Here is a 24300-nt window from a genome sequence, read left to right as displayed (position 1 = left end):
TAATGTTATGGCTCTTGTGTACCATTGCCTCCATTGCCACCGCCTGATTGTATCGGGCGCTTAGTGGTTGCTATATCTTCAGCATAAATACCAGCACTAATAATTGCGCCACCAATGCGGCGCTTACCGTAACCAATACCAACAATATTCCCCGCAGCCGTCGTGTTTACAGCGCCACCAAAAGCATAGCTAGGCGCGTTCTCCGATGCCTCCCTGCCCTTTAACCCTTTAGCTTGAGGTGAAAGCATTTGCACCACACCGCCAGCTACTAGCGCAATACCAGGTGCCATTAACATCTGTAAGCCTGGTATAAACGATGCGACTATTAACACAGCCCCAATTATCGTTTGAAGTACTCCACCGCGTTTACTGCCACCAATTACAGGCACAATCCGGATTTCCCGCGACCCAGCCAAACCAAATTCATCTTCGCCTGTGTTTTTTCCATTACGAAAAATCGCATAACGCAGGCCAAGCTTTGCTTGTTCTTTAATGAATTGTTCAAAGCCTTGCAGAGTGTTTTTAATCGCGCTAAATGCCTCTGTCGTCGTACCAGTATCTAAGTAGCGCTTGTGCTCACGCCAGAATTTTTTAGCTAGCGAACCCGACAACTTAATAATGGTGCATTGATTATTATCCATGATTACCCCCTCCAGAATCCAACCAAATATCTTCTTAAACCAATTAAGAAATGGTGTTTTTAGACATAACACTTTGTACATCTACATCAGTTCCACCTTGCTGGCATACCAATAATACACTAAACAAAAAATAAATGTACATTTTGTATTGACGCCAAAATATACATTATGTACATTTAACGCATCGATTAGAACGGAAATGAAAAGATTCTAATCACGCTCTTTAACAGACTGGCCCATGAACAACTAACCTTGGCACCCTCATTTATGAGGGAACCAAGCTAGGTTACTCCGAGGATCACGCGGCGGAGGATAGTAATCCGCGTAAATAGACTTGTGCGCCTCTTGCGGCGACCGGATAGCAGCTCCCCCAGATAAGGGATAAAACGCTGGAACAACCAGCGGCGGCTAAGTGACATGATCACGTTCTGCGAGCATGACCCGTTAAGAGCACAACCCCGCCCAGTTCTGGCGGTTAGGTAGGAACACAATGCACCTGTTAAATCAGGTTGCATTGGGAAGGTGGTTAAAGGATGTAACGCGAGAAGCGCCCCAGGGAAATGTGCTCGGCCAGTGTGGTATCGAAACACCTTCACCAATGCGACTTACAAGCCAGCCTGTGGCGTCATCAGGCATACCAAAAGAGGACAAGCCCATGTGACTAACTAGCCGTTAGAAGCGGCCACTTTGCGAGCAACCCGTAAGAGATGCCCCGAGTAGCGCAAGTATTGCTAGCCAGTGTCATTCGCTGGTCAGGGTTAATAACAAAAGTAATGCAGGTAAAGCAGTGCAGACGCCTAGATGCTGCACACCTGTTATTAGCGGCATGACGCGACACCACGACGGCACTAGGGCGCCGGATGACGTAACCGGCAACGTTTAAACCCAACTATCCGGAATTGCCGGATAGTTCAAATAAGCAATCCGCAACAATTTAATAGTGAGGAAAATATGGACACAAGAGGAGAACTTTACAGGCTTAGACAAGCTGAATTGTTAGCAATGGAGGAGCAGGAAGGAGCGCCTCTTATCCCGCTAAGTGAACAACAGTTCAATGAACTGCAACCGATGACTAAAATTCAACGAAAAAACAGTATGCGCAACCGCGAATGTATATGCGGAAGCGGCAAGAAATTTAAAAAATGCTGCTGGAGTAAATTTGCATGAACACAGTGCAAGAACAATGGAGCGCATTTTCTAAATTGGTTGTTCCTAAAGATGCTTCGACATATCAAAAACAGGAAATGCGCAGATCATTTTACGCAGGAGCTGAAGCAATGCTGAGAATTCAGTTTGCTATTACAGATCCATCTATTAGTGAAGTAGCTGCTGTAGAGATTCTTGAAGGTTTAAGTCAAGAACTAACGCTTTTTGCTAATGAAGTAAAAAATGGGAATGCCTAGCCATGAAAGCCCAACAACCTGATTTTATCGACCTAGTGCTAATGCTATTAGCCAAGTTAATCCCCTTCGACTTGTTCTAAACCGTGCCAGCGCTAACAGCGCAGCACAAAACCAACCCATTAAACACAACCCTAATTCATACAATCAACCATGCGAGGTGACCTATGCCCCACCCCATCGCAGCGCATCACTGCGCCCCACTGCTACCCATAGAATCGCAACTGCTGTTACACCTCGGCATTGCTTGTCGCCTCGCACAATTGCCAGACCTAATGCATTGCCCAACGGTGATCCAGCGTAAAAACGAACTCGAGGCCTACTTGCAAAGCCATGTTTGCAGCTACGCCTTCCGCGAGCGCTACCACGTCACCAAACTGGACGAAGCCCCGCTTAAAACCACCGCATTAAACGAAGTGGCCAACATCCAAGTCAGCCGCAGCGGTCGCGTAAAACTCACCCGCATCGCCGAGCCACCAGCAATCAATATCACGGTTAGCGATAGAACCATCAGCTGGCTCAACCGCAGCGCTCATCACACAAGCCATCACGCAAGCCAGCTAATGATTAATAAGGCAGATAGCCATGTTTGATGCACAGGCCCACGCCACCAGCGACGCCCTAGTCGCCATGCTGGGTAAAGAGCTTGAGCAAGAACGCCAAGCTAAAGGTAACGCCATTGCAGCTTATTGTGATCGCTCAATAGCCGAATTAAACCAGTTGATCATCGACTATCCAGAGTCAAAAGCCGCATGGCTGCGCCATATCGATAGCTGGCAGCAGATAAAGCAAAAGCACGGCTACAGCAGCGCACAAGATCTGCTTGATTCCCAGTATGCACAACTCGCCAGCCAAACCAGTCAAGCACACAAGTTGAACGTGTAAGTCATCGTTACACGTTCAACGCCAATCGTCTTAGATCATCAGCCTAGTGAGTAATCACCATGAAAACCAAATTCAACATTGAATACCTGCCAATGCTGGCAGCGTTCGCCGCTAAAAATGATGTTCGTTACTTCCTAAACGGCTTTCACGTAAAGCCGCACCCAGAAAAAGGCGTAATCCTAACCGCCACTGATGGCCATTGCCTTGTCACTATCCATGACGAGGACGGCTTTAGCGATGGCGATTACATTTACCCAATCAGTAAAGAGTTGCTAAAAGCCGCCAACAAAAAAGCATTACCGTCTATTCAAAACATCTTTATTAACGATGGCGTGGCCATGCTCACATCGATTTACGACATCCTTGATACCTTCACCACCTTTGAAGCGTTGGACACTCAGGAACGTAAGCTTATTACTCACATTGAGTTTATTAACCCCATCGATGCACGTTACCCAAATGTAGGCAAACTCTTTAAATCACGGCTAAGTGATGAAAACTTAAAGCCAGCATCAACGATTGGCATGAATGTAAACCTGCTCAGCCGCCTATCAAAATTGAATTACTGCAAAATTAACGGCGCTGCTTTGCACGTATCAGAAAAGAATTCGCTGATTGCAGTCATGGGCTTAAAAAAAGAAATCGTCGCAATGATCATGCCGATGACATTGGATGAATCAGAATGCGTTCCTCCCGCCGACTTTGTTAACTTTGCAGGCCATCAGCCAATCGAGCCAGCGCCAGAATCCACTACTCAAACCACCTCACCCGAGCCTGAACAGTCAAGCGCCGCTTGATAGTTGCCGCCATTCACGAAACAAGGAATAGAGCATGAACACTAAACCGCTTAAAGCCTACGAAGTGCAAGAACGTCAAGAGGGTTACAGCAGCATCGTATTTGCAACTAACTCAGCAACTGCACGCAGAGAAGGTGCGGCTGAATTAGGTATTGATTGGGAAGATGTTGATTCTTGCCGCCGATTACCATGGGCCGACCAATACGCAGGCGTTAAAGGTGGTGTGCCACCACTGGTTTGTATTGAGCACGGTTGGTGGTTTAGGTGCATGCATTGCAATTGCAAAATCGACTGTGATCTTGAAGGTGAGGATGAACAAGGCAACTACATCAAGTTAGAGCCTGTAGAAGATGGTAGCGCCATTTACTGTTCTCAATCCTGCAAAGACAAACTCTACAACGAAAAAGCTAACAGAAATTTAGCGTTCGAAGCATTCAAAAAGTCAGTCCAAGAAAAACGCCCTGATCTTACATTTACGGAATTTACTGGCGGATGGGCTTGGATAACTATGACTGCCAGATTCACTTTCCCGGGATCTAAATACGGCGGCAGTGCAACAGACCAAAACGGTGACGGCAATATCCAATGGTTTATTGCCAATGGTGATAAAGCCGCTTGGGATGAATACGAAGCCAAACGTGAAGGCGGTGCAGCATGCTAACCCACGACAAACCCCAACACCGCGATATCACAATCGGCCTCGGTCATATCGTAGCCACCAAAGACGGTTGGATGTTGCCAGGTGGCAAGTTCACCACTAATCGCGCCGTTGCCATCCGTGCAGCCAAAGGCCTGCACCGCTTCTTGGTTAAAAGATAAGGACGTCACATGAGCCAACAAATCGAAATCCCTGCATTCCTGCTCGAAATGTCACAGCAAATGCACCAGCAGGATAACCGCTGCACCGCAGAACCCATCTGGCAAGTCCGCTGCAAGCGCTATTTGCCTACCGAAGAAGGCTATGACGAACATCACTGGGAGATTGTTGATACCGATGGTGATACCACCGCGCTGTATCGCTCTGATAAATGCGATAAGAAAGCACTGGCTGAATGGTTAGCTGAAAACGACCATCAATGGTGTAGTAATTGGCTGTTTGATAACGACATTGAAAGCGAATATTCAGACATAACTCATGTTCATGGTCCTGCATTTGATGAAGTGTTTATCAACGCATTTATCGATAAATTTAATGTTGAATCAGATCACGACCAGCTACCTGATCCGCTTAAAAAGTTCCATCTTCAAGAAACGGAAGAAGTGATCAAAACCTGTTTTACCGAAGCCGATGCACGGGCCTTTATCGCCCGTAAACAGCACGACTATCCAAAGCTTTTCACCTATGTCGAATCAATGGTGTTTTGCCCACAGATGATCCAATTACGCCATTGGATCATGTCACTCACAACGCCAGAGGTGAAAGCATGAGTCAATTATTCTACCTGCGCGATTCGCGCTCCAATGTCGGCAGCACTTGCCTATTTTGGGCTAAAGATGGTTGTGGCTATACAAGCGATTTAAACAAGGCCCATGTTTACACGCTTGAAGAAGCACAGCGCAAATTCAACAGCCGTCACACAGACGTTCCGCTATGCAAAGAGCTTGTGGATGAGCTAGCAACCGTACGCGTTGATTGCCAGTACCTGCCAGCAGATGGCGAAAAAGCCGGATGTGATGAATACGTTATCTCGCCAAAAGGCAAGTGGGACGGCAACGATGTTTACTGGTTCACTTTTGATTTTTTGAGTGTTAACTACAAAGGCGCAGCGGTATTCAGTTACCGCAACGCACTTGCACGTATCGATGAACTTGGCATTGATGCAAACATCTACGCCAAATCAGAAATCGACGCGATCGCTCGCCGTACCTTTCAAGCGGCCAACATCAACGAACGCAAGATGATCACCGCCGCAGGCATCCGCAAACCTAAGCGCAAACGCCACCGCCAAACCACAGGCAAAACTCGCGGCAACTGCCCACATTGTGGCGCCATCACTTGGGGATTCAACCCATACGAAGCTTACACCTGCGCAGAGCAATACAGTGAACGCAATGGCCTTATCTACATCTTATCGGCTCCCTGCGAAGATTTTAAAGCGAGCAAGGCAAGGAGAAAAGCAGCATGAAACAGCGTCCTATTATCTTCAACACCGAAATGGTGCGTGCCATCCTAGACGGCCGCAAAACACAAACGCGTAGACCAATGAACCCACAACCAGAGCCTGACACTGAAACATCCAAGGGAGGTTATTGGTTTCCTTGCCGTGCATTTCAATCGATGGTGCATGTAGAGGATTTGAAAGATCCATTATGGCGTGGGATGGCTAGTGATGCTTGCCCAATTTGCTCAGTCGGCGATCAGCTCTATGTTCGCGAAACTTGGTATCAAAAAGGACATTACTGCATGCCGATGTGGGATGGCGCTGATCTTGATGATGCATTCTGGAGTAGAACAAAACAGGCGAAGTATTTTGCCTCTGATCGGATAAAAAAAGTATCACATAAATTTGGTGAAGATTTTTGGAGAAAGCGCCCATCTATCCATATGCCGCGCTGGGCGGCTCGCATCATTCTTGAAGTGACAGATATTCGTGTAGAGCGCGTACAAGACATAAGCGAGCGTGACGCATGGGCAGAAGGGTTTGAAGGTTACGACGATGATGTGACTGGTGGCAAAAACGGCTATTCAGAGTTTTGCGAAGCTTGGGAGTCAATTTATGGCCAGCAATCAATAGAGCAATCAAATCCTTGGGTTTGGGTGATTGAGTTCAAGGTGATCAGCACCAAAGGCGGTGAAGCATGAGCGCCCCTAAATCATCCCGCGAAATGCTTTACCTGCTAGCAGGCAGCGAGCCAGAGCCAAAGCTCGACTTGCTGCTATCGCTAACGCGCATCACCTCCGAGCCAACCATTGCCGCCTTAAAGTTGCACTACACCACAGGCTTGGATCCAGAACGCTGCGCCGCTCGCCACTTTATCGAGCTATCAAACCTGATGCGCGCTCAAAACACGCTCAACAGCACCATGGGCGTAGTTGAAGCAATCAAAGAAATCGACTGGGAAAAGCATCTTGCCAAGCTGGACGCAGCCAATGCGCGGATCGCACAGCTAGAAACCCAATTAGCCAGTTATCAGTTAACTGATTCAAAGGAGCATGCCGCATGAGCACAAAATATCAAGTGATCAAACAATGCTCAGTATTCATAAATCAGATAATACAAATTAAATATTTATTACTTTATGTTTTATCAGTAATTATTATAAATTTAATGTTCACTGTAATTCCGCCAATAAAATTACCTGACGGTAGCCTTTGGTCATTTGGTTCTATTCTTGCAGGTTTTATATTTATTTTTAGAGATTATGCACAAAGATACTCTGGGAATAATGTTTTTATAGCAATGATCATTGCATTGTTTTTTAGTTATTTTATGGCATCACCATATGTAGCCATTGCAAGCTCATTAGCATTTGCAGTATCAGAACTAATCGACTGGGCAATATATTCAGTTACCAATAAGCCATTTAAACAAAGGGTGTGGTTAAGTTCTATAATTTCATGCCCTGCAGATTCTCTTGTGTTTTTGGCTGTTATTGACCAACTTTCATTGCTTTCATTCACTGTTATGACTTTAAGCAAGTTTTTATCATTAGCTTTCATAAGATGGATAAAATAATGATTCATTATCACGGAACACCTATTAGCGGACCTCAACAAGATAAATCAAGATTTTATCTTGGAAGGCATGCACTAATCCCATTCTTATATCAAAATGATCTGCCAATAGTTCAGGAATGCTGCCAGTCTTTTATCCTAGATAACTCTGCATTTTCACATTGGAAGCAAGGCGGGGAAATTTCAGTAATAGATTATGCCAAATGGGTTCAGTCTTTAGAAAACCATCCATCTTTTGATTGGTGCATTATTCCTGACAAAATTGACGGAACAGAAGATGAAAACATTGCACTTATTGAAGAATGGCAATCCATTGGGATTGAAGCATTGTCAGTTCCTGTTTTTCATCTTCACGAGTCAATAGACTACCTTAGTTATCTGATAGATAAGTTCAGAATTATTGCATTAGGAAGTTCAGGTGAATGGTCTTCGCCTGGAACTTCAAGTTGGTGGATCAGAATGGAGCAAATTATGGATGTACTCTGTGATAGCGCAGGTAGACCAAAACGTAAAATTCATGGTCTTCGAATGCTCGATCCAAATATATTTTCACATTTGCCACTGTCATCAGCAGATAGCGCCAACGCTGGAATAAATGCTGGAAGCATTAAAAGATTTGGTATGTATACGCCACCAACAGCAGCACAAAGAGCTGAAGTGATAGCAAGCAGAATTGAACAATATAATTCATCCCCTTTATTTATAAAAAATGAAATAGAAAGAAATCCTGAATTCAATCTTCAAATTCAACAAGTAATTTAAATAAGGCGGGTTAACCATGAATAAAAAATATCAGCTGATTTACGCCGATCCGCCATGGGCTTTTAGCAACCAAAACACGGGCTGCTCAATGAAATCCAGCGCCCAAGCCAAGTACACCGTCACTAGCACCAATGACTTAAAACGCCTCGATGTTAACAGCATTGCCGATGACAACTGTGTACTGGTGATGTGGTATGTGGGCGCCATGCCGCAGGATGCCATTGATCTGGTTAAAAGCTGGGGCTTCACCCTTAAAAACATGAATGGCTTTGTGTGGAACAAGCTAACGGTCAACAACAACCCATTTTTTGGCATGGGTTTTTGGACCCGCGCAGGTAGCGAGTCGGCCATCATTGCCATCAAGGGCAAACCCACGCCAGCTTGCCGCAGCGTTCGCGCCGTGGGCAATTTCGACCCACAAAGCCTTGATGAAGTACTTGCTCACCTCTGCTACGTGGGCACCTATCAAAACATTCGCCACAGCCAAAAGCCCGATGAGTTTCGCGATAAATGCGTCGAACTCATGGGTGACGTTCCGCGTCTTGAAATGTTCGCCAGAACCAAAACCAAGGGGTGGGATGTGTTTGGTAACGAAACCGCTGATTCAATCGATATTCCGCTCAAATCGGCTGATCAGGTTGACACCATTAAACCCAAACAGACTAGAAAGAAACGAAATCAAGCTAAACAGCTTGATATCGAAGATCAAATTGCGCGTGACAGCACTGCAACAAACAGCGTATGGCCGATTGAAGTGCTTAATATTGCTACAGAAGTATTGCGGATTCGCGGCAAAACTATAGCTGAAACCACAGAAGATAGGCTTCAAGAAATCTGCAAAGAAGTAAATAAAAAACGGCTGGAAGGTCACTCGACTGACGAAATTCTTGATGACTTGTTTTACTTTGCTTTGCCAACGGAGAAAAAACCATGCGCGGCTTAATCGTAGATAACTTTGCGGGTGGTGGTGGGGCCTCCACAGGCATGGCTTGGGCACTAGGTCGCGGCGTTGATATCGCAATCAACCATGATCAAGATGCTATTGCAATGCACTCGGCCAATCATCCCGAAACGCTGCACTATTGCGAATCGGTATTTGATGTTGATCCAGTACAAGCCACTGCTGGTAAGCCGGTTGCGCTGGCGTGGTTCTCGCCTGACTGCAAACACTTCAGCAAGGCCAAAGGCACTAAGCCAGTAAATAAAGAAATTCGCGGCCTTGCGTGGGTAGCGATTCGCTGGGCAATGAAGGTACGCCCTCGCGTGATCATGCTTGAGAACGTCGAAGAATTTAAAACGTGGGGGCCGTTAATTCAATGCCAGGTAACGGATGCAATGCACCCATGCCCAGAGCGCAAAGGCGAAACCTTTAACGCTTTTGTTAGCATGTTAAGCACTGGCGTTGATGCCGATCACCCTGCACTAACCGAATGTCTTGAAACCTTAGGCTTGCTCGATAGCGCCAAGTTAATCAAAGGACTCGGCTATAAAGTGGAGTTTCGCGAACTACGGGCCTGTGACTACGGCGCCCCAACTATTCGCAAGCGCCTATTTATGGTAGCACGTTGCGATGGTCAGCCAATTGTATGGCCACAGCCAACCCACGGCGCACCAGATAGCGAAGCGGTTAAATCTGGCAAGCTATTACCATGGCGCACCGCGGCTGAGTGCATCGACTGGTCACTTCCCTGCAAATCCATCTTTGGCCGTAAAAAGCCACTGGCTGAAAACACCCTGCGCCGTATTGCCAAAGGCATTCAGCGCTTTGTGATTGATGCCAAAGAGCCGTTTATTGTACCAAATGATGTGCAGTTAGCGCCTTTCATCACCGAGCACGCTAACGCCAGCAGCCAACGCAATATGCCCGTTGATGAACCCTTGCGCACCATTTGCGCTCAAGTCAAAGGCGGTCACTTTGCCGTGGTGCAACCTGTGATCGAGAAAGTTAACGAAACCATCCCAACCTTCACAGCATGGTTTGCCAAAACAAAGAATTTTGGTGGTAGCTATGAAGAATACGTAAAGCTTTATGGTGATGATCAATTACTCGAGCCACGTACTGCCGCCAATATCTGCAAGCATTACGGCGGTAACTATACGGGACCAGGTGATAACCTAAATAACCCATTGCCAACGGTGACAACAGTTGATCATAACGCGCTAATCACCAGCCACATGATCAAGCTGCGCGGTACTAATATCGGCTTCCCGATGGACGAACCCGCACACACCATCACCGCTGGCGGCTTACACCTCGGCGAAGTGCGCGCGTTCTTCATCAAATACTACGGCAACGAGCAAGACGGCGTGGCATGTAACGAACCATTGCACACTATCACCACCAATGACCGCTTTGGCCTAGTGATGTTCAAGGGTGAGCCCTATCAAATAATCGATATCGGTATGCGCATGCTCGAACCCCATGAGCTATTCGCCTGCCAAGGCTTTGATGCTGACTACATCATCAACAACTACAACGGCAAATCGAGCAAAAAGCAGCAAGTCGCCCGTGTTGGCAACAGCGTACCGCCGCAATTTGCCGAAGCCCTCACCCGCGCAAATCTCCCCGAGCTTTGCACACAAACCGCCGAAGCAGCATAGGAGGCAGCATGAAGCAATCAACCGCCATCCGCGAAGCGCTTAAAAAGTGGTACGCCCTGCCACGCAAACAAGCATGCAGCTGCCAACAATTTATGAAACAACTCGCCGAAGAATTGAAGAAGGAAGGTAAGTGATGAAGCAATTATTACTATCAGAACGTTTACAGCAGTTCGCTACAGATCAGGATGATCTATCTCGTCGCGGTGAAAAGAACCTTGCAGCAGAAGCCGCTCAAGTAATTGATTCGCTAACAACTGAACGTGATCAGCTAGCTTCTCAAGTTGAAATGCTTAAGTCATTTATATCACAACAAGCAATTCCTAATTTATTGGTATTAAGTGCTGATTATCCTCAGTGTTTAGGGATAAATAGCGCAATAACAGACGCTGAAGAATTAGTAAAAATGGCACCTATTAAATGCCTTGCTGATACACGCGCTAAAGCTATCCGCGATTTTGCAAAAGAATCCGCAGATGGTTGCGAAATGCCATTTATAGAGGACCTTGCAGAGGAATGGATAACAAGGCAAGCAGCTAAGGATGGTGAGTGATGGCAGCACAAGTAAATTTCGTTGAAGAAAACAAAAACTTCCCTATTGAAATTGAACTGAAAGGTGAAGCTATTTGGTTCACTAAAAAGGCGGCAATTGAATTAAAGCAGAAACTTGATTTATCAATTGCCTTGATGCTTGAGCATGAGTCCAAGTGCAATAAGGATGGTGCGTGATGATCAACGTACTCACCGCAGTACTTAGCTGTTTCGCCATTTCCATATTAATTACGCTGACTGTTGTCGTGGTAGTTAAATTTTATACAAAGCGCGGAATACGTAAAACATTTAACAATGGATATAAGCATTGGCAATTTTGGATAAGAGTTTTGTTTAGTCCATTAATGCTCTTTTTCATCATTATTGAGTGGGTTGGAAATAAAGGTTATTACCAACTTTATTCACGATTGCCATCAATCCCACAATGCAATGAGGTGCATGATGACTCTAAATGACCGCATGAATTTGCTTATCGCAGAGAACGAGCAGCTTAAAGCCGAAGTTGCAGAACTTAAGGATCAAGTGTCCATTCTCAGCAAGCGACCTAAATATGATTTATCGACAACACAAGGCCGCGAACAAGCCGTGATTGATAGACTTAAAATACAAGGGTTGGTAAGTAATAAGGCAGGTGCAGCATGAGCACATTTTTCATCTGTCTCTTTCTGCTTCCGCTAATTTGGATTTTATTCACATGGATTGGCAAAAAAATAGCGATGAAATGGCTTTTTGGCTGGCGATTTATCGTAATTAACGCAGAAGGTGAAGCGTGGTACATCGATGTTAAACCTGATGCCAAAGTAAAACCTGTTGGTAAAAATAAGGACGGTGCATAATGTTTCAGCAAGAAATAGAAGCTATGCAGGGTAAAGTGGTGCAGCAGTTTTTCTCGCCAGCTCAACTTGCAAAAGCGTTGGGGATTGGCACAACCAAGCTATACCAACTGTTTAAGTTGGAAGACTTCCCAAAGCCAACAACTAACCCACACTTTAAAAACAAGTACAACTTTCAAGAAGTTAAAGCGTGGATTTACGAGAACGAACAATGAGGCCGTTACTGCGCGGCCTTAAGTTCAACTACGTTGTGGTAGGCTGCGGGATCTTTGAGGCGCTGCAGCTTCTGCCACCAAATTCGATATGCCTTAGCTTGTTCTTCTAAGTAGTCGTAGTGATCATAAATCGACTGAATCCCGCTCAGCTTATGCCCAAGCATGGTTTCTGCCACTTCTGTAGTAGTAATTTTACTCATGTTAGTGCGCTGCGTTCTGCGCAAATCGTGCAAATACCACTCATTTAACGGTGTACCATTCAGCTTAGCCCACGTATTAATAGGGTTAGACATGCGTGTTGTCGCCGCCTGCGAATATATCCCGCCTTTCTCTGTCGGAAACACTAGCTCGTTAGGGCTAAGTGAAAATGCTAGCTCAAGCAATGGTACTATCTCGTCGATGATCGGCCGCAATAGCGGCCGCTGCATCTTGTACCCTGTTTTGTGGTTTTCAACTGGCACGGTCCAGATCATCTTAGTAAAATCAAAATGCGCTTTCTGCGCCAATCGTAATTCACCAATCCTACAGCCAAAGAATAATGCCATGAAAACCATAATCCGGTTACCAAGGCGCTGCCGTTTGGCGTTATCAATGGCTTGCAAAATAATCTTGAGTTCATCATCGCTAAGCGTGCGTTTACGGCTTTTGCGAGAAATATTTAAGTCCTCTTTCGACTCAATCCCCATCAACTCATTTGTGCTAATTATTCGCCGACGAACAGCCCATTTAAGCGCCCTGCGACTCACTGTTAACGTTAGATTGGTAATGGTTGGCTTCTTGGCTGCGATAGACTCAAACAAATCTAGCCACTGATGCAGCGTGACTTGTTCTACCTGCTTTTTGCCAAGCACCGGGAAAACGTTAATTTCCAGTGCGCGCAAATACTCATGCGCGGTACTGTCTTTTACACTGGCACGGCCATCACTAAACTGTGACTTATGCCAAGCTCTAAAAACCTGCTCGACTGAGCCTTCGTTTGATACGGCCTTTGCCGCTTTATCGCGTTTGTATTCCCGCGGATCTTGGTTATCCAGTAGCAACTTGCGGTAGACTTCACACTGTTCTCTGGCTTCTTTAAGCGAGAGCAAAGGATAAGGCCCAATATCAACCCGAGCAGCCTTGCTTGCCCAGCGGTAGCGCATTTGAAAAGTAATAGCGCCCTTAGCTGAAACCCTAACGCTAAGGCCGTCACGATCTGCTTTCTCATAAGGCTTATCAGCGACTTTATTCAGGTTTGCTTTTAACCATGAGTCAGAAAGTGCCATAACCTTTCTCCATCTTGTACATGAGTCTTTCATGTACGCAAATATGTACACAAATATCAAGAATAGAATCGAACGAAAGTGAAAAACTTTTCAATGAAAATCCATTTTTCTTAATAGTTTCAAAGAGAATTAGCGGAAAAACGTAAGACAATGAACGATAATGAAACAATAGTGTTTAAATCACTCATTAGTATCTTGCTCTTCTGACTGTTCAGGCGTTACTTTCAAACCCGAAAATACCGCCTGCAATGACTCAGTATCCGTAAGCGCGGGTAAATCCGCGAGGGTATCTAAGCCAAAATAGGCTAAAAATTCTAAGGTCGTGGCGTAGAGTGCGGGTCGCCCCGGGACTTCTTTATGGCCAACGACTTTAATCCAATGTCTATCTGACAAACTTTTGATGATGTGGCTACTAATGGCCACACCACGCACCTGCTCAATATCACCACGGGTCACAGGTTGACGATAGGCGATCACCGCCAGAGTCTCTAATGTTGCCCGCGAATACTTAGGTGCTTTTTCCTGCCACAGGGGTTGCAAAAACGGACTCAGGACTTCCAAGGTCTGGAAGCGATAACCTCCAGCCACTTTCACAAGTTGAACACCCCGTTCCTGATAATCCTGTTGCAACTCGTCCAATGCGGCTTTGATTTTGTCTCTGGAAACACTGAAATCCGCCAACACGGTTTCTTTCAACATTTTCACCGACAAGGGTTTCCCCAATACAAACAGACTCGCTTCAATAAGCTGTTTTAATTGAATTGGATTTATCTGCATCAATTAATAGGCCTTTACATAAATAGTTGAAAACGGCTCTGTTTGGTACAATTCCACTAATAATTCTTTGACCAATTCCATTAGCGCTAAAAAGGTCACCACCACACCGGCGCGGCCTTCTTCGACACTGAATAAACGCTCAAAGGGCGTAAACGTCTCGCTATTAAGCATGGCTAAAATTTGGCTCATGCGCTCGCGGGTCGATAACTGTTCACGCTTAACATGATGATCTTCATTGGCATCGATACGTTTAAGCACCTCGCCAAAGGCGCGGGCGATTTCAAATAACGATACATCAGGCGGGATCACCAAAGGTTTGATATTCGGTGAAGGTGCCGCGATTGCTTGAAACACATCGCGTTCAAGCCGAGGTAAATCATCAATTTTTTGCGAGGCTTCTTTGATTACCTCATAGGCCTTCAATTGACGGATCAACTGGGCCCGTGGATCTTCTTCCACCTCATCTTCCGCCACCATACGCGGCAGCAGCAGACGGGATTTAATCTCGGCCAGTGTAGCCGCCATGACTAAATAATCCGAGGCCAGTTCAATACGCGCCTGAGTGAGCATCGCGATATATTCTAAATATTGCGCGGTGATCTGAGAAATGGGTAAATCGACAACATCTAATTTTTGCTTACGGATCAGATACAAAAGTAAGTCTAGCGGCCCTTCAAAGGACTCCAAGAACACTTCCAACGCCTCAGGTGGAATAAACAAATCCTGCGGCATTTCGGTCATCGCCTGACCACGAACAACGGCTAAGGGTAAACTTTGTTGCGTGCCCTGCATCCGCTATCCCCATGTAAAACAATCACCTTGAAACCGCCATTCCCAAGCAAACAGTATCAGTCTCATTAAGTCGAGTTGACTCGCTTCTTTGCAAACGCGCGATTATACCCGTAATTTAGTGGCGATAAAACTGCCAAATGACGGTTTTATCGGGCTAACATACGCTGCCACACACTATCGCTGAGACAAATCTGATTTTACAGAAACGGAGTCACATCCCCAGCGCCTTCACGCAGGACTTCGAACCCATCTTCCGACATATCGATGACAGTGGTTGGCTTTTCACCTAAATAACCACCATGAATAATCACATCCACTTGATGCTCTAACAGGTCGCGAATATGTTCAGGGTCCGACTCGGCAAATTCTGCGTTTGGCATCACCAAACTGGTCGACATCAACGGCGCATCTAACGCCTCGAGCAGTGCTAAGGCAATCACATTGTCTGGCACGCGGATACCAATGGTTTTTTTCTTGTCATTTTGCAGACGACGGGGGACTTCCTTACTCGCCTTAAAAATGAAAGTGTACGGCCCTGGCGTACAACTTTTTAGGATTCGATAGGCCTGATTATCCACCTTGGCGTAGGTCGCTAATTCAGATAAGTCACGGCACATTAACGAGAAATTATGATCGTGTTCGATTTGACGAATGCGAGTAATGCGCGTCATTGCGTCTTTCTCACCGATCATGCAACCGAGGGCATAACCCGAATCGGTTGGATACACAATTACGCCGCCGGACTTCAGCACAGCCACGGCTTGACTAATCAAACGTGTCTGTGGATTTACTTCGTGTACATAAAAAAATTGACTCATGGTCGTTCCACCCAAGATCCCGACTGCCAGACCCAATCAATACCTTGAGGCTGGTAGAGATTTTTACCTAATTCAATCCAATTGCTTGGAAAGTGAAAATCACTTCCTATCGATGCAAGCAACTGATTTTGGACACTCAGCGCCACTAAATTGGCCCTATCATCCACCGTTTGCTGGCCGAGCACCACTTCCATGGCATCCCCACCAGCTTCTTTAAATTCTCGCACTAAACGCTTTAACCACTTGGCAGACAGCTTATAACCACTCGGATGTGCCAATACCGCGAGCCCGCCCGCGTTGTGGATCACCTTAATTGCGCTGGCCATATCGCCCCAATTATTGGGCACATAACCCGTCTTACCACGGGCTAAGTAACGCTTAAATACACTGGGCATATCCACCGCATAACCGTGATCGGCAAGCCAACGAGCATAGTGACCACGGCTTAACGCTGCGCCTGCCGCAATTGCTTTTGCGCCTTCATAGGCGCCTTCGATCCCGGCTTTAGCCAATCGATGGCCGATTTCTTCGGCGCGAAGCTCACGTAACTCACGCTGGTTTTCTAAAAACGTTAATAACTCAGTGTGGGTTTCATCGAAGTTGAGCGCCACAATGTGAATATCGTAACTATTCCATCGGGTTGAAATCTCAACCCCAGAAATCAGCTTTAACGGTTCGGTCTGCGCTTGATTGAAGGCGCGGGCTTCACTTAAGCCTGCAACCGTATCGTGATCCGTTATCGCAAATAACTGCACGCCCTTTTCAAGGGCTCTGGCGACCAGCTCGGACGGCGTGAGATGACCGTCAGATGCGGTCGTGTGGCTGTGCAAGTCAGCCAAGATGCTTTGAGTATTCATGCCGTTATTGTACGTTAATTTAAGATGAAATGTGCATTTATCTCACACTTTATCCAGCAGGAACCGCATTTGACACAGTGAGTTAGCCACATGAATCCATCATTTTGAAAAATATTCAATTGACTTTCGCCTCAGGCTCATGTTTTCTATAGCTCAACTAACGAATTATTGAGACCCTTTTGAATGACCCATACTAACGCTTCTTTCAACATCATTTGGTGGTGGCACTTCCCAACGTAGCGGGTGGTGTGAAGCTCTGTGCTCATTTGAAAGTAACAGAATCAACAAAAGCCCGCAGAAATGCGGGCTTTTTTGTTGGTGCGAAAAATGTCTGCAACGCGGTAAACGGATAAAAGCGAGATAACAGCATGACCCTAAAGACATTTAATCAGGTTACCCAAGCCGATGGAGGGAATTTCCCCTCACCTCCGCAGACATTTGCACGTTCACATACGATCAAGGCCACCTTGGCATACCATAGCGATCCGCTGCGTTTGTACCAACACATCACTCAAGATGCGCCCCATACCATGTTGTTGGAATCAGCAGAAATAAACAGCAAGGAAAATCTTAAGAGCATGGTGATGACCCATGCGGCGCTGATGATCCGCTGCGACGGGTATTGTTTACGCTTTAGCGCACTGAGCGACAATGGTGCCAGTTTACTTGCCCCCATCGAGCAATTTTTTAGTGCTCGCTCAAGCCAAACTCAATGCCAACGCGATGGCCACAACCTAGTGGTCACGCTACAAAAAGACACTGAGCTTAAGGACGAAGATGCCCGCTTAAAGTCCACCTCGCCACTTGATGGTTTGCGCTTGTTTGTAAAGCATATCGACTGCGGCGCTCATACTGACAGCCAATCCAAGCCTGCGTTCGAAGACTTATTTTTAGGTGGCGTGCTTGCCTACGATTTGATTGATACCGTCGAGCCACTGCCTGAAGCACCAAATGGTGCAAATGATTGTCCTGATTATTTATTTTATCTCGCCGAAACCTTAATTCTTATTGATCACAAACAAAAACAAGCCGAGATTATCACCCATAACTTTAGTGAAGGTTCTGCAAAACAGGTTGAGGTGACCCAAGCCTTAGCCAAACGAGCTAGCCACATTAGCGCTGACTGCCAAACCTTAGCCAATGATATAGAACCTGCGCCCGCGCTGGTTGGGATAACTGCGACTGAGCAAGTCAATATCAGTGATGAGGCCTTTAAACAAACCGTTATCGATTTAAAAGAACACATTATTGCTGGCGATATCTTCCAAGTGGTGCCCTCACGCAGTTTTAGCCTGCCTTGCCCTAATACCTTAGGTGCTTACCGCGCACTGCGTCTAACCAATCCCAGCCCTTATATGTTTTATTTCAGGGGTCATGACTTCACCCTGTTTGGCGCCTCACCCGAGAGCGCACTGAAATATGAAGCCAGCAACAATCAGGTCGAAGTCTACCCGATTGCAGGCACCCGTAAGCGCGGCAAAACCGCCAGCGGCGAGATTGATTTCGACCTCGATAGCCGTATCGAACTCGAATTGCGCTTAGATAAAAAAGAGCTCTCCGAGCACTTAATGTTGGTTGATTTAGCCCGTAATGATATCGCTCGAATCAGCCAAAGTGGCAGTCGCAAAGTAGCCGAGTTACTTAAAGTCGACCGTTATTCCCACGTGATGCATTTAGTCAGCCGCGTTACTGGCCAATTACGCCAAGACTTAGATGCGCTCCACGCCTACCAAGCCTGTATGAATATGGGCACTTTAGTTGGCGCGCCCAAAGTACGTGCCTCGCAATTGGTGCGTCAGGCGGAAAAGACCCGCCGAGGTAGCTATGGCGGCGCCGTAGGTTACCTCAACGCCCTTGGGGATATGGACACCTGTATCGTTATCCGCTCCGCCTTTGTGAAAGACGGCGTAGCCCATATCCAAGCGGGAGCTGGCGTGGTGTTTGACTCCGATCCTCAAAGTGAAGCCGATGAAACCCGCCAAAAGGCACAGGCGGTGATTTCTGCCATCAAGATGGGCGCAGGCTTAGATGAAAGCCATCAAGCAACTGCGACCACTACGACTGAACAACCAAGATAAGGAGCCTAAGATGAAACTCTATTTACTCGATAACTTTGACTCCTTCACCTACAACTTAGTCGACCAATTTAGAAGCCTTGGCTGTGAAGTAGTGATCTACCGTAACGATGTTGCCGCCGACTATATTGCCGACAAGCTGTTGGCGGAAACCGAGCCTAGCGCCTTAGTCTTATCGCCAGGCCCAGGTGCGCCCCATGAAGCGGGCTCCATGATGGCGCTAATAGACAAAGTCGCGGGCAAAGTGCCTATGCTTGGGATCTGTCTAGGTCATCAAGCCATGGTGGAATATTACGGCGGTAAAGTGGAGCGCGCGCCTTTTGTCGTGCACGGTAAAGCCAGTCCCACCTTCCATAATGGTGAAGGCGTGTTTGCTAACTTACCTTCGCCCTTACCTGTCGCCCGCTACCACAGCTTAGTAGCCACAAAAGTACCTGATTGTCTTGATGTTATTGCCACCACAGAAGATATGCCTATGGCGATTTTGCATGCCAAGCACAGGGCAGTCGGTTTTCAGTTTCATCCAGAATCTATCTTAACGACCTTGGGCAGCACATTGTTAACCCAAACCTTAAGCTTTTTGACTCAAGACATCGCCCACAATACCGCAGGAGCGCAATAATGAATGCAACATCGATTCAGCCCCTGCTCGATATCTTGTTTCAGGGCAAGGCATTAACACGCGAGCAAACCGCCAGCCTCTTTAGCACCCTTATCCAAGGTGAAATGAATGAGGCCGTGATGGCGGCGATGTTAATGGCGCTTAAAATTCGCGGCGAAACCATAGCTGAAATCAGTGGCGCCGCCGATGCGATGCTCGCCGCCGCGAAGCCTTTCCCTTATTCGGAATCAAGCCGCAGCCAAGGGATTATCGATATCGTCGGCACCGGAGGCGATGGTTTTAACACCATTAATATCTCCACCACAGCCGCCTTTGTCGCCGCAGCTGCTGGCGCCAAGGTCGCAAAACACGGTAATCGTTCCGTCTCGAGCAAATCGGGCTCGTCAGATTTACTCGCCCAATTTGGCATCGATTTAACTATGTCACCCGAGCTGGCGAGCCGCAGCCTCGAATCACTTAATCTGTGCTTTCTGTTCGCGCCCCACTACCATGGCGGTGTCAAACATGCCGTGCCTGTGCGCCAAGCGCTGAAAACTCGCACCTTATTCAATGTGTTAGGGCCATTGATTAACCCAGCGCGCCCAGAATTTATGTTGCTTGGGGTGTATAGCCCAGAGTTGGTCACGCCCATCGCCCGCGTACTGCAAGCCCTTGGCACGCAAAGAGCCATGGTGGTACATGGCAGTGGTTTAGATGAAGTAGCGCTCCATGGCAGCACCCAAGTCGCCGAACTCAAAGACGGTGAGATTATTGAATATCAATTAACGCCAGCGGATTTTGGTGTGCCTCAAGCCCACATTACTGAGCTTGAAGGGGGCGAGCCTGCACAAAACGCCCAAATCACTCAATCTATTTTGCAAGGACAAGGCAGCGATGCCCACACCCATGCGGTTGCCATCAATGCGGGTTGTGCCTTATATCTGTGTGGCCTATCGGACTCAGTCAAAGCCGGCACCGCCCTTGCGCTCAATACCATAAAAAGCGGCAAAGCCTTTGAATTACTGAATCAACTCGCTAAAGTCAGCAGCGAAGCACAGGAATAATGACCATGGCACAGGTTCAACAACCCGACGCGCATCGCTCGGAAGATAATCAAGCATCGCAGGATGTAAGGGGTAGCATGCAAACCAGCACCGCAAAAGCCAACGTTTTAACCCGTATCGTCGATACTAAGGCCGCCCATATCGCCGCCCTTAAGTTGCGTTTTCCTGAAGACAGCTTAACCCCCAAGATCTCGGACCGTAGTCTATTTGCCGCCTTAAAAGCCCCTAAGGCGGGTTATATTTTAGAGTGCAAAAAAGCCAGTCCCTCCAAAGGCTTAATCCGTAAAGACTTTGATGTCGAAGTCATCGCCTCGATTTATGCCAAGTATGCTGCGGGGATTTCAGTCTTAACCGATGAGCAATTTTTCCAAGGGGACATGGACTATATCCCGAAAGTGCGGGCCAAAGTGAGCCAACCGATTCTGTGTAAAGACTTTTTTGTTGATGAATATCAAATCAAGTTGGCCGCACATCAGGGCGCCGATGCGATTTTGCTGATGCTTTCTGTGCTCGATGATGAGCGATATCAGCAACTTGCAAGCGAAGCGGCCAAGTATCAACTCGATGTATTGACCGAAGTCAGTAATGAGGAAGAACTTGAGCGCGCCATCGCCTTAAATGCACCGATTATTGGTATTAATAACCGTAATTTGCGGGATTTAAGTACCGATTTAGCCACCACAGAAGCCCTTGCGCCACACATTGGCAGCGATCGCGTGGTGATCAGCGAATCGGGCATTTACACTAACGATCAAGTGCGCCGCTTAAGTCCATTGGTCGATGGCTTCTTGGTCGGTAGCTCGATTATGGCCGAAGAAGACATTGATTTAGCCTGTCGTAAATTGATCTTCGGTCACAATAAAGTCTGCGGTCTCACCCGCCTTGAGGATATTCAAGCAGCAGCCACTGCGGGCGCAGTTTATGCTGGACTCATTTTTGCTGAAAAATCACCACGAGCACTCACAAAAGATGCCGCCAAACAGTTAGTCGAGCAATACCGTGCCGCCAACTTGCCCGCCATTGAGTTTATAGGGGTGTTCGTTAACAGCGAGCCAGAGCTAATCGCAAGTATCGCCAAAGCATGTGATTTAGCCGCAGTGCAACTGCACGGCAATGAAACCGAGTTAGACATTACTGAGCTAAGCCAATTGTTACAACAGGCAGGACTGAACACCCAAATTTGGAAGGCGGTCAGTGTTGATGCCCAAAGCAGCGAACTTGCTGCTATGCCAAGAGGTGTGCAGCGTTATCTCTTCGATAGCAAGAATGACGCAGGTTTTGGTGGTACTGGGCAGCCCTTTAATTGGCACTTACCTCTTGCCCATAAAGCTAAAGCCTTACTGGCTGGCGGTCTTAATGCCAGCAATGCCGCCAACGCGAATGCCCAAGGATTTTACGGTTTAGATTTTAATTCTGGCCTCGAAACCGCCCCCGGCGTTAAATCTGCAGAACAGATCCAAACAGCCTTTGCCCAATTAAGGCTCTGATCCGACTAAAGCGCATTTAAGCGATGTTTAGCACCCATTAAGCAGAAAAGATTGATACATCGATAGCCGTTAATAACCAACGCTATCGAAATAAATGAATAGGATAAGGAACAAGGTATGTCACAGTTAAAGCTTAACCCTTATTTCGGCGAATACGGTGGTATGTATGTACCGCAGATTTTAGTCCCCGCCCTCAAGCAACTTGAGAGTGCTTTTGTCGACGCACAAACCGATGAGTCCTTCCAAGCCGAGTTTACCGACTTACTGAAAAACTACGCGGGTCGCCCCACGGCACTCACCTTAACCCGCAATTTAAGTCCCAATCCCATGGTTAAAATCTACCTCAAGCGGGAAGATTTACTCCACGGCGGCGCCCATAAAACCAACCAGGTATTAGGCCAAGCGTTACTGGCTAAGCGTATGGGTAAAAAAGAAATCATTGCCGAAACCGGTGCAGGCCAACACGGTGTTGCCACCGCCCTTGCCTGTGCACTGCTGGGATTAAAATGCAAAGTGTATATGGGCGCGAAAGACGTTGCCCGCCAATCACCCAACGTATTTAGAATGCGGCTGATGGGCGCCGAGGTTATCCCTGTAACCTCTGGTTCTGCCACCTTGAAAGACGCCTGTAACGAGGCGATGCGCGACTGGTCTGGCAGTTACGAAAAAGCCCACTATCTGCTCGGCACAGCTGCTGGGCCACATCCGTTCCCGACCATAGTGCGTGAATTCCAACGTATTATTGGTGAAGAAACCAAAAAACAAATACTTGAGCGCGAAGGTCGCCTGCCCGATGCGGTCATCGCCTGTGTCGGCGGCGGCTCAAATGCTATTGGGATGTTTGCCGACTTTATTGATGAAGCCAATGTTGAGCTGATTGGCGTCGAGCCTGCGGGTAAAGGTATTGATACCCATATGCACGGCGCGCCGCTAAAGCATGGTAAAACCGGGATTTTCTTTGGTATGAAAGCCCCATTGATGCAGGACAACGAAGGCCAAATCGAAGAGTCTTACTCGATTTCAGCAGGATTAGACTTTCCCTCGGTCGGCCCACAGCATGCCCATTTGAACGCCATCGGCCGTGCCCGCTATGAATCGGCCACCGATGATGAAGCCCTAGAAGCCTTCCAATTATTGGCTCGCAGCGAAGGGATTATTCCGGCGCTCGAATCGGCCCACGCCCTAGCCTATGCAATGCGTCTGGCGAAAGAATGCACCAAAGAGACCATTTTGGTTGTCAACCTCTCAGGCCGAGGCGATAAGGATATTTTCACTGTGTCAGACATTTTAAACGGTAAAGAGGAATAACAAAGATGAGCAGCATTTCAAACCAAACTATCCCTCATCAAGCTGGACGTTATCACGCCGCTTTTAGCCGTTTAAAAGCCGAAGGCCGCGGCGCTTTTGTGCCCTTTGTTACTTTGGGTGATCCTAGTCCTGAGCTGTCACTGAAAATTATCGACACCTTAGTGCAAAACGGTGCCGATGCGCTGGAGTTAGGCTTTCCCTTCTCTGATCCGCTCGCCGATGGCCCAGTGATCCAAGGCGCAAATCTCAGAGCCTTAGCCGCGGGTACAACACCAACAGCCTGCTTTGAATTGCTGGCCAAGATCCGCGCTAAATACCCTGAACTTCCAATTGGGTTATTGCTGTACGCGAACCTCGTATTCGCCAATGGGATCGATGCTTTTTATGCCAAAGCGCAGCAAGCGGGCGTGGATTCAGTGTTAATTGCCGATGTGCCAGTTGAAGAAGCTGCACCATTTGTTCAAGCGGCCAAAGCCCATGGCATTGCGCCAATTTTTATTGCGCCGCCCAATGCCGACAGTGACACCCTTGCGAAGGTCAGCCAAAGTGGTGAAGGCTATACCTATCTATTGTCCCGCGCCGGTGTAACAGGCACAGATACTAAGGCAGGTACGCCCGTTGAAGACATTTTAGCTAAGCTGCAAGCATTTAATGCGCCGCCACCGCTATTAGGCTTTGGGATTGCAGAGCCTGCTCAAGTAAGCGCCGCCATCAAAGCAGGCGCCGCGGGTGCGATTTCAGGCTCAGCCGTAGTTAAAATTATCGAAACCTATCAACAAGATGAAGTGAAACTGCTGGCAGCATTAGGCGATTTTACCCGCGCGATGAAAGCGGCAACCTAATCTATTCATCTGAATAACATCCCGATTTAGGGCCAAATCAGCAGAGTTGGCCCTT

33 protein-coding genes and 1 other annotated feature are annotated in these 24300 nt (G+C 47.2%); of the genes, 26 read left to right on the top strand and 7 right to left on the bottom strand.

The genetic code is table 11. From position 1 onward, the window contains the following. Window positions 1-5: 5 nt before the first annotated feature. Window positions 6-722: a tail assembly protein gene (locus tag M0413_RS11335; protein WP_249554216.1), complete on the bottom strand. Its 717-nt coding sequence runs from the start codon at window positions 720-722 to the stop codon at window positions 6-8. 870 nt (window positions 723-1592) lie between these two features. Here M0413_RS11335 and M0413_RS11330 point away from each other — a divergent pair. The 6 genes from M0413_RS11330 (at window position 1593) to M0413_RS11305 (ending at window position 4384) form a co-directional block, all read left to right on the top strand. Continuing rightward, on the top strand, window positions 1593-1808 hold the full coding sequence (locus tag M0413_RS11330) for an SEC-C metal-binding domain-containing protein (RefSeq protein WP_249554214.1): 216 nt from the start codon (window positions 1593-1595) through the stop codon (window positions 1806-1808). After that, window positions 1805-2044 carry a hypothetical protein gene (locus M0413_RS11325; RefSeq protein WP_249554212.1) on the top strand — a complete coding sequence of 80 codons (240 nt, stop codon included), beginning with the start codon at window positions 1805-1807 and terminating at the stop codon, window positions 2042-2044. The genes M0413_RS11330 and M0413_RS11325 overlap by 4 nt, the downstream gene beginning before the upstream one ends. 164 nt (window positions 2045-2208) lie before the next feature. Continuing rightward, complete coding sequence (locus tag M0413_RS11320; protein ID WP_249554210.1) at window positions 2209-2634, top strand: hypothetical protein; 426 nt, start codon at window positions 2209-2211, stop codon at window positions 2632-2634. After that, window positions 2627-2926 (top strand): hypothetical protein, encoded by a 300-nt coding sequence (locus M0413_RS11315; RefSeq protein WP_249554208.1) that lies wholly within the window; start codon window positions 2627-2629, stop codon window positions 2924-2926. The genes M0413_RS11320 and M0413_RS11315 overlap by 8 nt, the downstream gene beginning before the upstream one ends. Window positions 2927-2985: 59 nt before the next feature. Further along, window positions 2986-3723 carry a beta clamp domain-containing protein gene (locus M0413_RS11310; RefSeq protein ID WP_249554207.1) on the top strand — a complete coding sequence of 246 codons (738 nt, stop codon included), beginning with the start codon at window positions 2986-2988 and terminating at the stop codon, window positions 3721-3723. Between the two features lie 34 nt (window positions 3724-3757). Further along, window positions 3758-4384 carry a hypothetical protein gene (locus tag M0413_RS11305; RefSeq protein ID WP_249554205.1) on the top strand — a complete coding sequence of 209 codons (627 nt, stop codon included), beginning with the start codon at window positions 3758-3760 and terminating at the stop codon, window positions 4382-4384. Here M0413_RS11305 and M0413_RS11300 read toward each other — a convergent pair. Next, window positions 4381-4551 (bottom strand): hypothetical protein, encoded by a 171-nt coding sequence (locus tag M0413_RS11300; RefSeq protein ID WP_249554203.1) that lies wholly within the window; start codon window positions 4549-4551, stop codon window positions 4381-4383. The genes M0413_RS11305 and M0413_RS11300 overlap by 4 nt on opposite strands. On the opposite strand from M0413_RS11300, the gene M0413_RS11295 reads away from it, so the two are divergent. From M0413_RS11295 to M0413_RS11235, 14 genes are all read left to right on the top strand, one after another. Next, window positions 4552-5151 (top strand): ead/Ea22-like family protein, encoded by a 600-nt coding sequence (locus tag M0413_RS11295; protein WP_249554201.1) that lies wholly within the window; start codon window positions 4552-4554, stop codon window positions 5149-5151. Next, on the top strand, window positions 5148-5849 hold the full coding sequence (locus M0413_RS11290; protein WP_249554199.1) for a hypothetical protein: 702 nt from the start codon (window positions 5148-5150) through the stop codon (window positions 5847-5849). The genes M0413_RS11295 and M0413_RS11290 overlap by 4 nt, the downstream gene beginning before the upstream one ends. Then, window positions 5846-6526 carry an ASCH domain-containing protein gene (locus M0413_RS11285; protein WP_249554197.1) on the top strand — a complete coding sequence of 227 codons (681 nt, stop codon included), beginning with the start codon at window positions 5846-5848 and terminating at the stop codon, window positions 6524-6526. Before M0413_RS11290 ends, M0413_RS11285 begins: the two co-directional genes overlap by 4 nt. After that, entirely contained in the window at window positions 6523-6888 is a 366-nt protein-coding gene (locus M0413_RS11280) for a hypothetical protein (RefSeq protein WP_502957298.1), read from the top strand. The genes M0413_RS11285 and M0413_RS11280 overlap by 4 nt, the downstream gene beginning before the upstream one ends. Continuing rightward, on the top strand, window positions 6885-7400 hold the full coding sequence (locus tag M0413_RS11275; protein WP_249554195.1) for a hypothetical protein: 516 nt from the start codon (window positions 6885-6887) through the stop codon (window positions 7398-7400). The genes M0413_RS11280 and M0413_RS11275 overlap by 4 nt, the downstream gene beginning before the upstream one ends. Then, the gene (locus M0413_RS11270; RefSeq protein WP_249554193.1) at window positions 7388-8161 is read left to right on the top strand and encodes a hypothetical protein; all 774 of its coding nucleotides are present in this window, start codon (window positions 7388-7390) and stop codon (window positions 8159-8161) included. Before M0413_RS11275 ends, M0413_RS11270 begins: the two co-directional genes overlap by 13 nt. Window positions 8162-8177: 16 nt before the next feature. Further along, window positions 8178-9104, top strand: a complete 927-nt coding sequence (locus tag M0413_RS11265; RefSeq protein WP_249554191.1) for an MT-A70 family methyltransferase — start codon at window positions 8178-8180, stop codon at window positions 9102-9104. Beyond that, a complete protein-coding gene (locus M0413_RS11260) occupies window positions 9092-10762 on the top strand; it encodes a DNA cytosine methyltransferase (RefSeq protein WP_249554189.1) in 1671 nt (556 codons plus the stop codon). Before M0413_RS11265 ends, M0413_RS11260 begins: the two co-directional genes overlap by 13 nt. Before the next feature lie 8 nt (window positions 10763-10770). Further along, a complete protein-coding gene (locus M0413_RS22940) occupies window positions 10771-10896 on the top strand; it encodes a hypothetical protein (RefSeq protein ID WP_283771951.1) in 126 nt (41 codons plus the stop codon). After that, on the top strand, window positions 10896-11312 hold the full coding sequence (locus M0413_RS11255) for a hypothetical protein (protein WP_249554187.1): 417 nt from the start codon (window positions 10896-10898) through the stop codon (window positions 11310-11312). Before M0413_RS22940 ends, M0413_RS11255 begins: the two co-directional genes overlap by 1 nt. Then, window positions 11312-11488 carry a hypothetical protein gene (locus M0413_RS11250; protein WP_218678808.1) on the top strand — a complete coding sequence of 59 codons (177 nt, stop codon included), beginning with the start codon at window positions 11312-11314 and terminating at the stop codon, window positions 11486-11488. Before M0413_RS11255 ends, M0413_RS11250 begins: the two co-directional genes overlap by 1 nt. 261 nt (window positions 11489-11749) lie before the next feature. Then, complete coding sequence (locus M0413_RS11245; RefSeq protein WP_249554185.1) at window positions 11750-11953, top strand: hypothetical protein; 204 nt, start codon at window positions 11750-11752, stop codon at window positions 11951-11953. Continuing rightward, window positions 11950-12147, top strand: coding sequence for a hypothetical protein (locus tag M0413_RS11240; protein WP_249554183.1), 198 nt, complete (start codon window positions 11950-11952; stop codon window positions 12145-12147). The genes M0413_RS11245 and M0413_RS11240 overlap by 4 nt, the downstream gene beginning before the upstream one ends. Then, window positions 12147-12359, top strand: coding sequence for a Lambda phage DNA excisionase Xis (locus M0413_RS11235; RefSeq protein WP_011072917.1), 213 nt, complete (start codon window positions 12147-12149; stop codon window positions 12357-12359). Before M0413_RS11240 ends, M0413_RS11235 begins: the two co-directional genes overlap by 1 nt. Before the next feature lie 5 nt (window positions 12360-12364). Here M0413_RS11235 and M0413_RS11230 read toward each other — a convergent pair whose 3' ends face one another. The 5 genes from M0413_RS11230 to rnm form a co-directional block, all read right to left on the bottom strand. Further along, window positions 12365-13624, bottom strand: a complete 1260-nt coding sequence (locus M0413_RS11230) for a tyrosine-type recombinase/integrase (RefSeq protein ID WP_249554181.1) — start codon at window positions 13622-13624, stop codon at window positions 12365-12367. Window positions 13625-13804: 180 nt separating this feature from the next. Further along, on the bottom strand, window positions 13805-14401 hold the full coding sequence (gene scpB / locus M0413_RS11225) for an SMC-Scp complex subunit ScpB (protein ID WP_037419998.1): 597 nt from the start codon (window positions 14399-14401) through the stop codon (window positions 13805-13807). 3 nt (window positions 14402-14404) lie between these two features. Beyond that, window positions 14405-15193 carry a segregation and condensation protein A gene (locus M0413_RS11220; RefSeq protein WP_037420001.1) on the bottom strand — a complete coding sequence of 263 codons (789 nt, stop codon included), beginning with the start codon at window positions 15191-15193 and terminating at the stop codon, window positions 14405-14407. 197 nt (window positions 15194-15390) lie between these two features. Beyond that, window positions 15391-16011 (bottom strand): L-threonylcarbamoyladenylate synthase, encoded by a 621-nt coding sequence (locus tag M0413_RS11215; RefSeq protein ID WP_037420004.1) that lies wholly within the window; start codon window positions 16009-16011, stop codon window positions 15391-15393. After that, window positions 16008-16868 (bottom strand): RNase RNM, encoded by an 861-nt coding sequence (gene rnm, locus M0413_RS11210; RefSeq protein WP_037420012.1) that lies wholly within the window; start codon window positions 16866-16868, stop codon window positions 16008-16010. The genes M0413_RS11215 and rnm overlap by 4 nt, the downstream gene beginning before the upstream one ends. Before the next feature lie 210 nt (window positions 16869-17078). Then, window positions 17079-17184: a sequence feature (Trp leader region), on the top strand. A gap of 52 nt (window positions 17185-17236) precedes the next feature. Here rnm and M0413_RS11205 point away from each other — a divergent pair. The 6 genes from M0413_RS11205 to trpA all read left to right on the top strand — a co-directional run bounded on the left by M0413_RS11205 (window position 17237) and on the right by trpA (window position 24245). Continuing rightward, entirely contained in the window at window positions 17237-18946 is a 1710-nt protein-coding gene (locus M0413_RS11205; protein WP_249554179.1) for an anthranilate synthase component 1, read from the top strand. Between the two features lie 10 nt (window positions 18947-18956). Continuing rightward, a complete protein-coding gene (locus M0413_RS11200) occupies window positions 18957-19565 on the top strand; it encodes an aminodeoxychorismate/anthranilate synthase component II (protein WP_249554177.1) in 609 nt (202 codons plus the stop codon). Next, entirely contained in the window at window positions 19565-20608 is a 1044-nt protein-coding gene (trpD, locus tag M0413_RS11195) for an anthranilate phosphoribosyltransferase (protein ID WP_249554175.1), read from the top strand. The genes M0413_RS11200 and trpD overlap by 1 nt, the downstream gene beginning before the upstream one ends. Before the next feature lie 77 nt (window positions 20609-20685). After that, entirely contained in the window at window positions 20686-22095 is a 1410-nt protein-coding gene (gene trpCF / locus M0413_RS11190; RefSeq protein ID WP_249554311.1) for a bifunctional indole-3-glycerol-phosphate synthase TrpC/phosphoribosylanthranilate isomerase TrpF, read from the top strand. Window positions 22096-22212: 117 nt separating this feature from the next. Further along, a complete protein-coding gene (trpB, locus tag M0413_RS11185; protein WP_037420018.1) occupies window positions 22213-23403 on the top strand; it encodes a tryptophan synthase subunit beta in 1191 nt (396 codons plus the stop codon). Window positions 23404-23408: 5 nt separating this feature from the next. Next, window positions 23409-24245 (top strand): tryptophan synthase subunit alpha, encoded by an 837-nt coding sequence (trpA, locus tag M0413_RS11180; RefSeq protein WP_249554173.1) that lies wholly within the window; start codon window positions 23409-23411, stop codon window positions 24243-24245. Window positions 24246-24300 lie beyond the last annotated feature (55 nt).

Origin of the sequence: Shewanella sp. 8A (genome assembly GCF_023475945.1) — a bacterium.
GTDB classification, from domain to species: Bacteria; Pseudomonadota; Gammaproteobacteria; order Enterobacterales; family Shewanellaceae; genus Shewanella; species Shewanella xiamenensis.
Note: the sequence above shows the minus strand (reverse complement) of the source record. Positions and strands in the feature narration are given on the sequence as shown.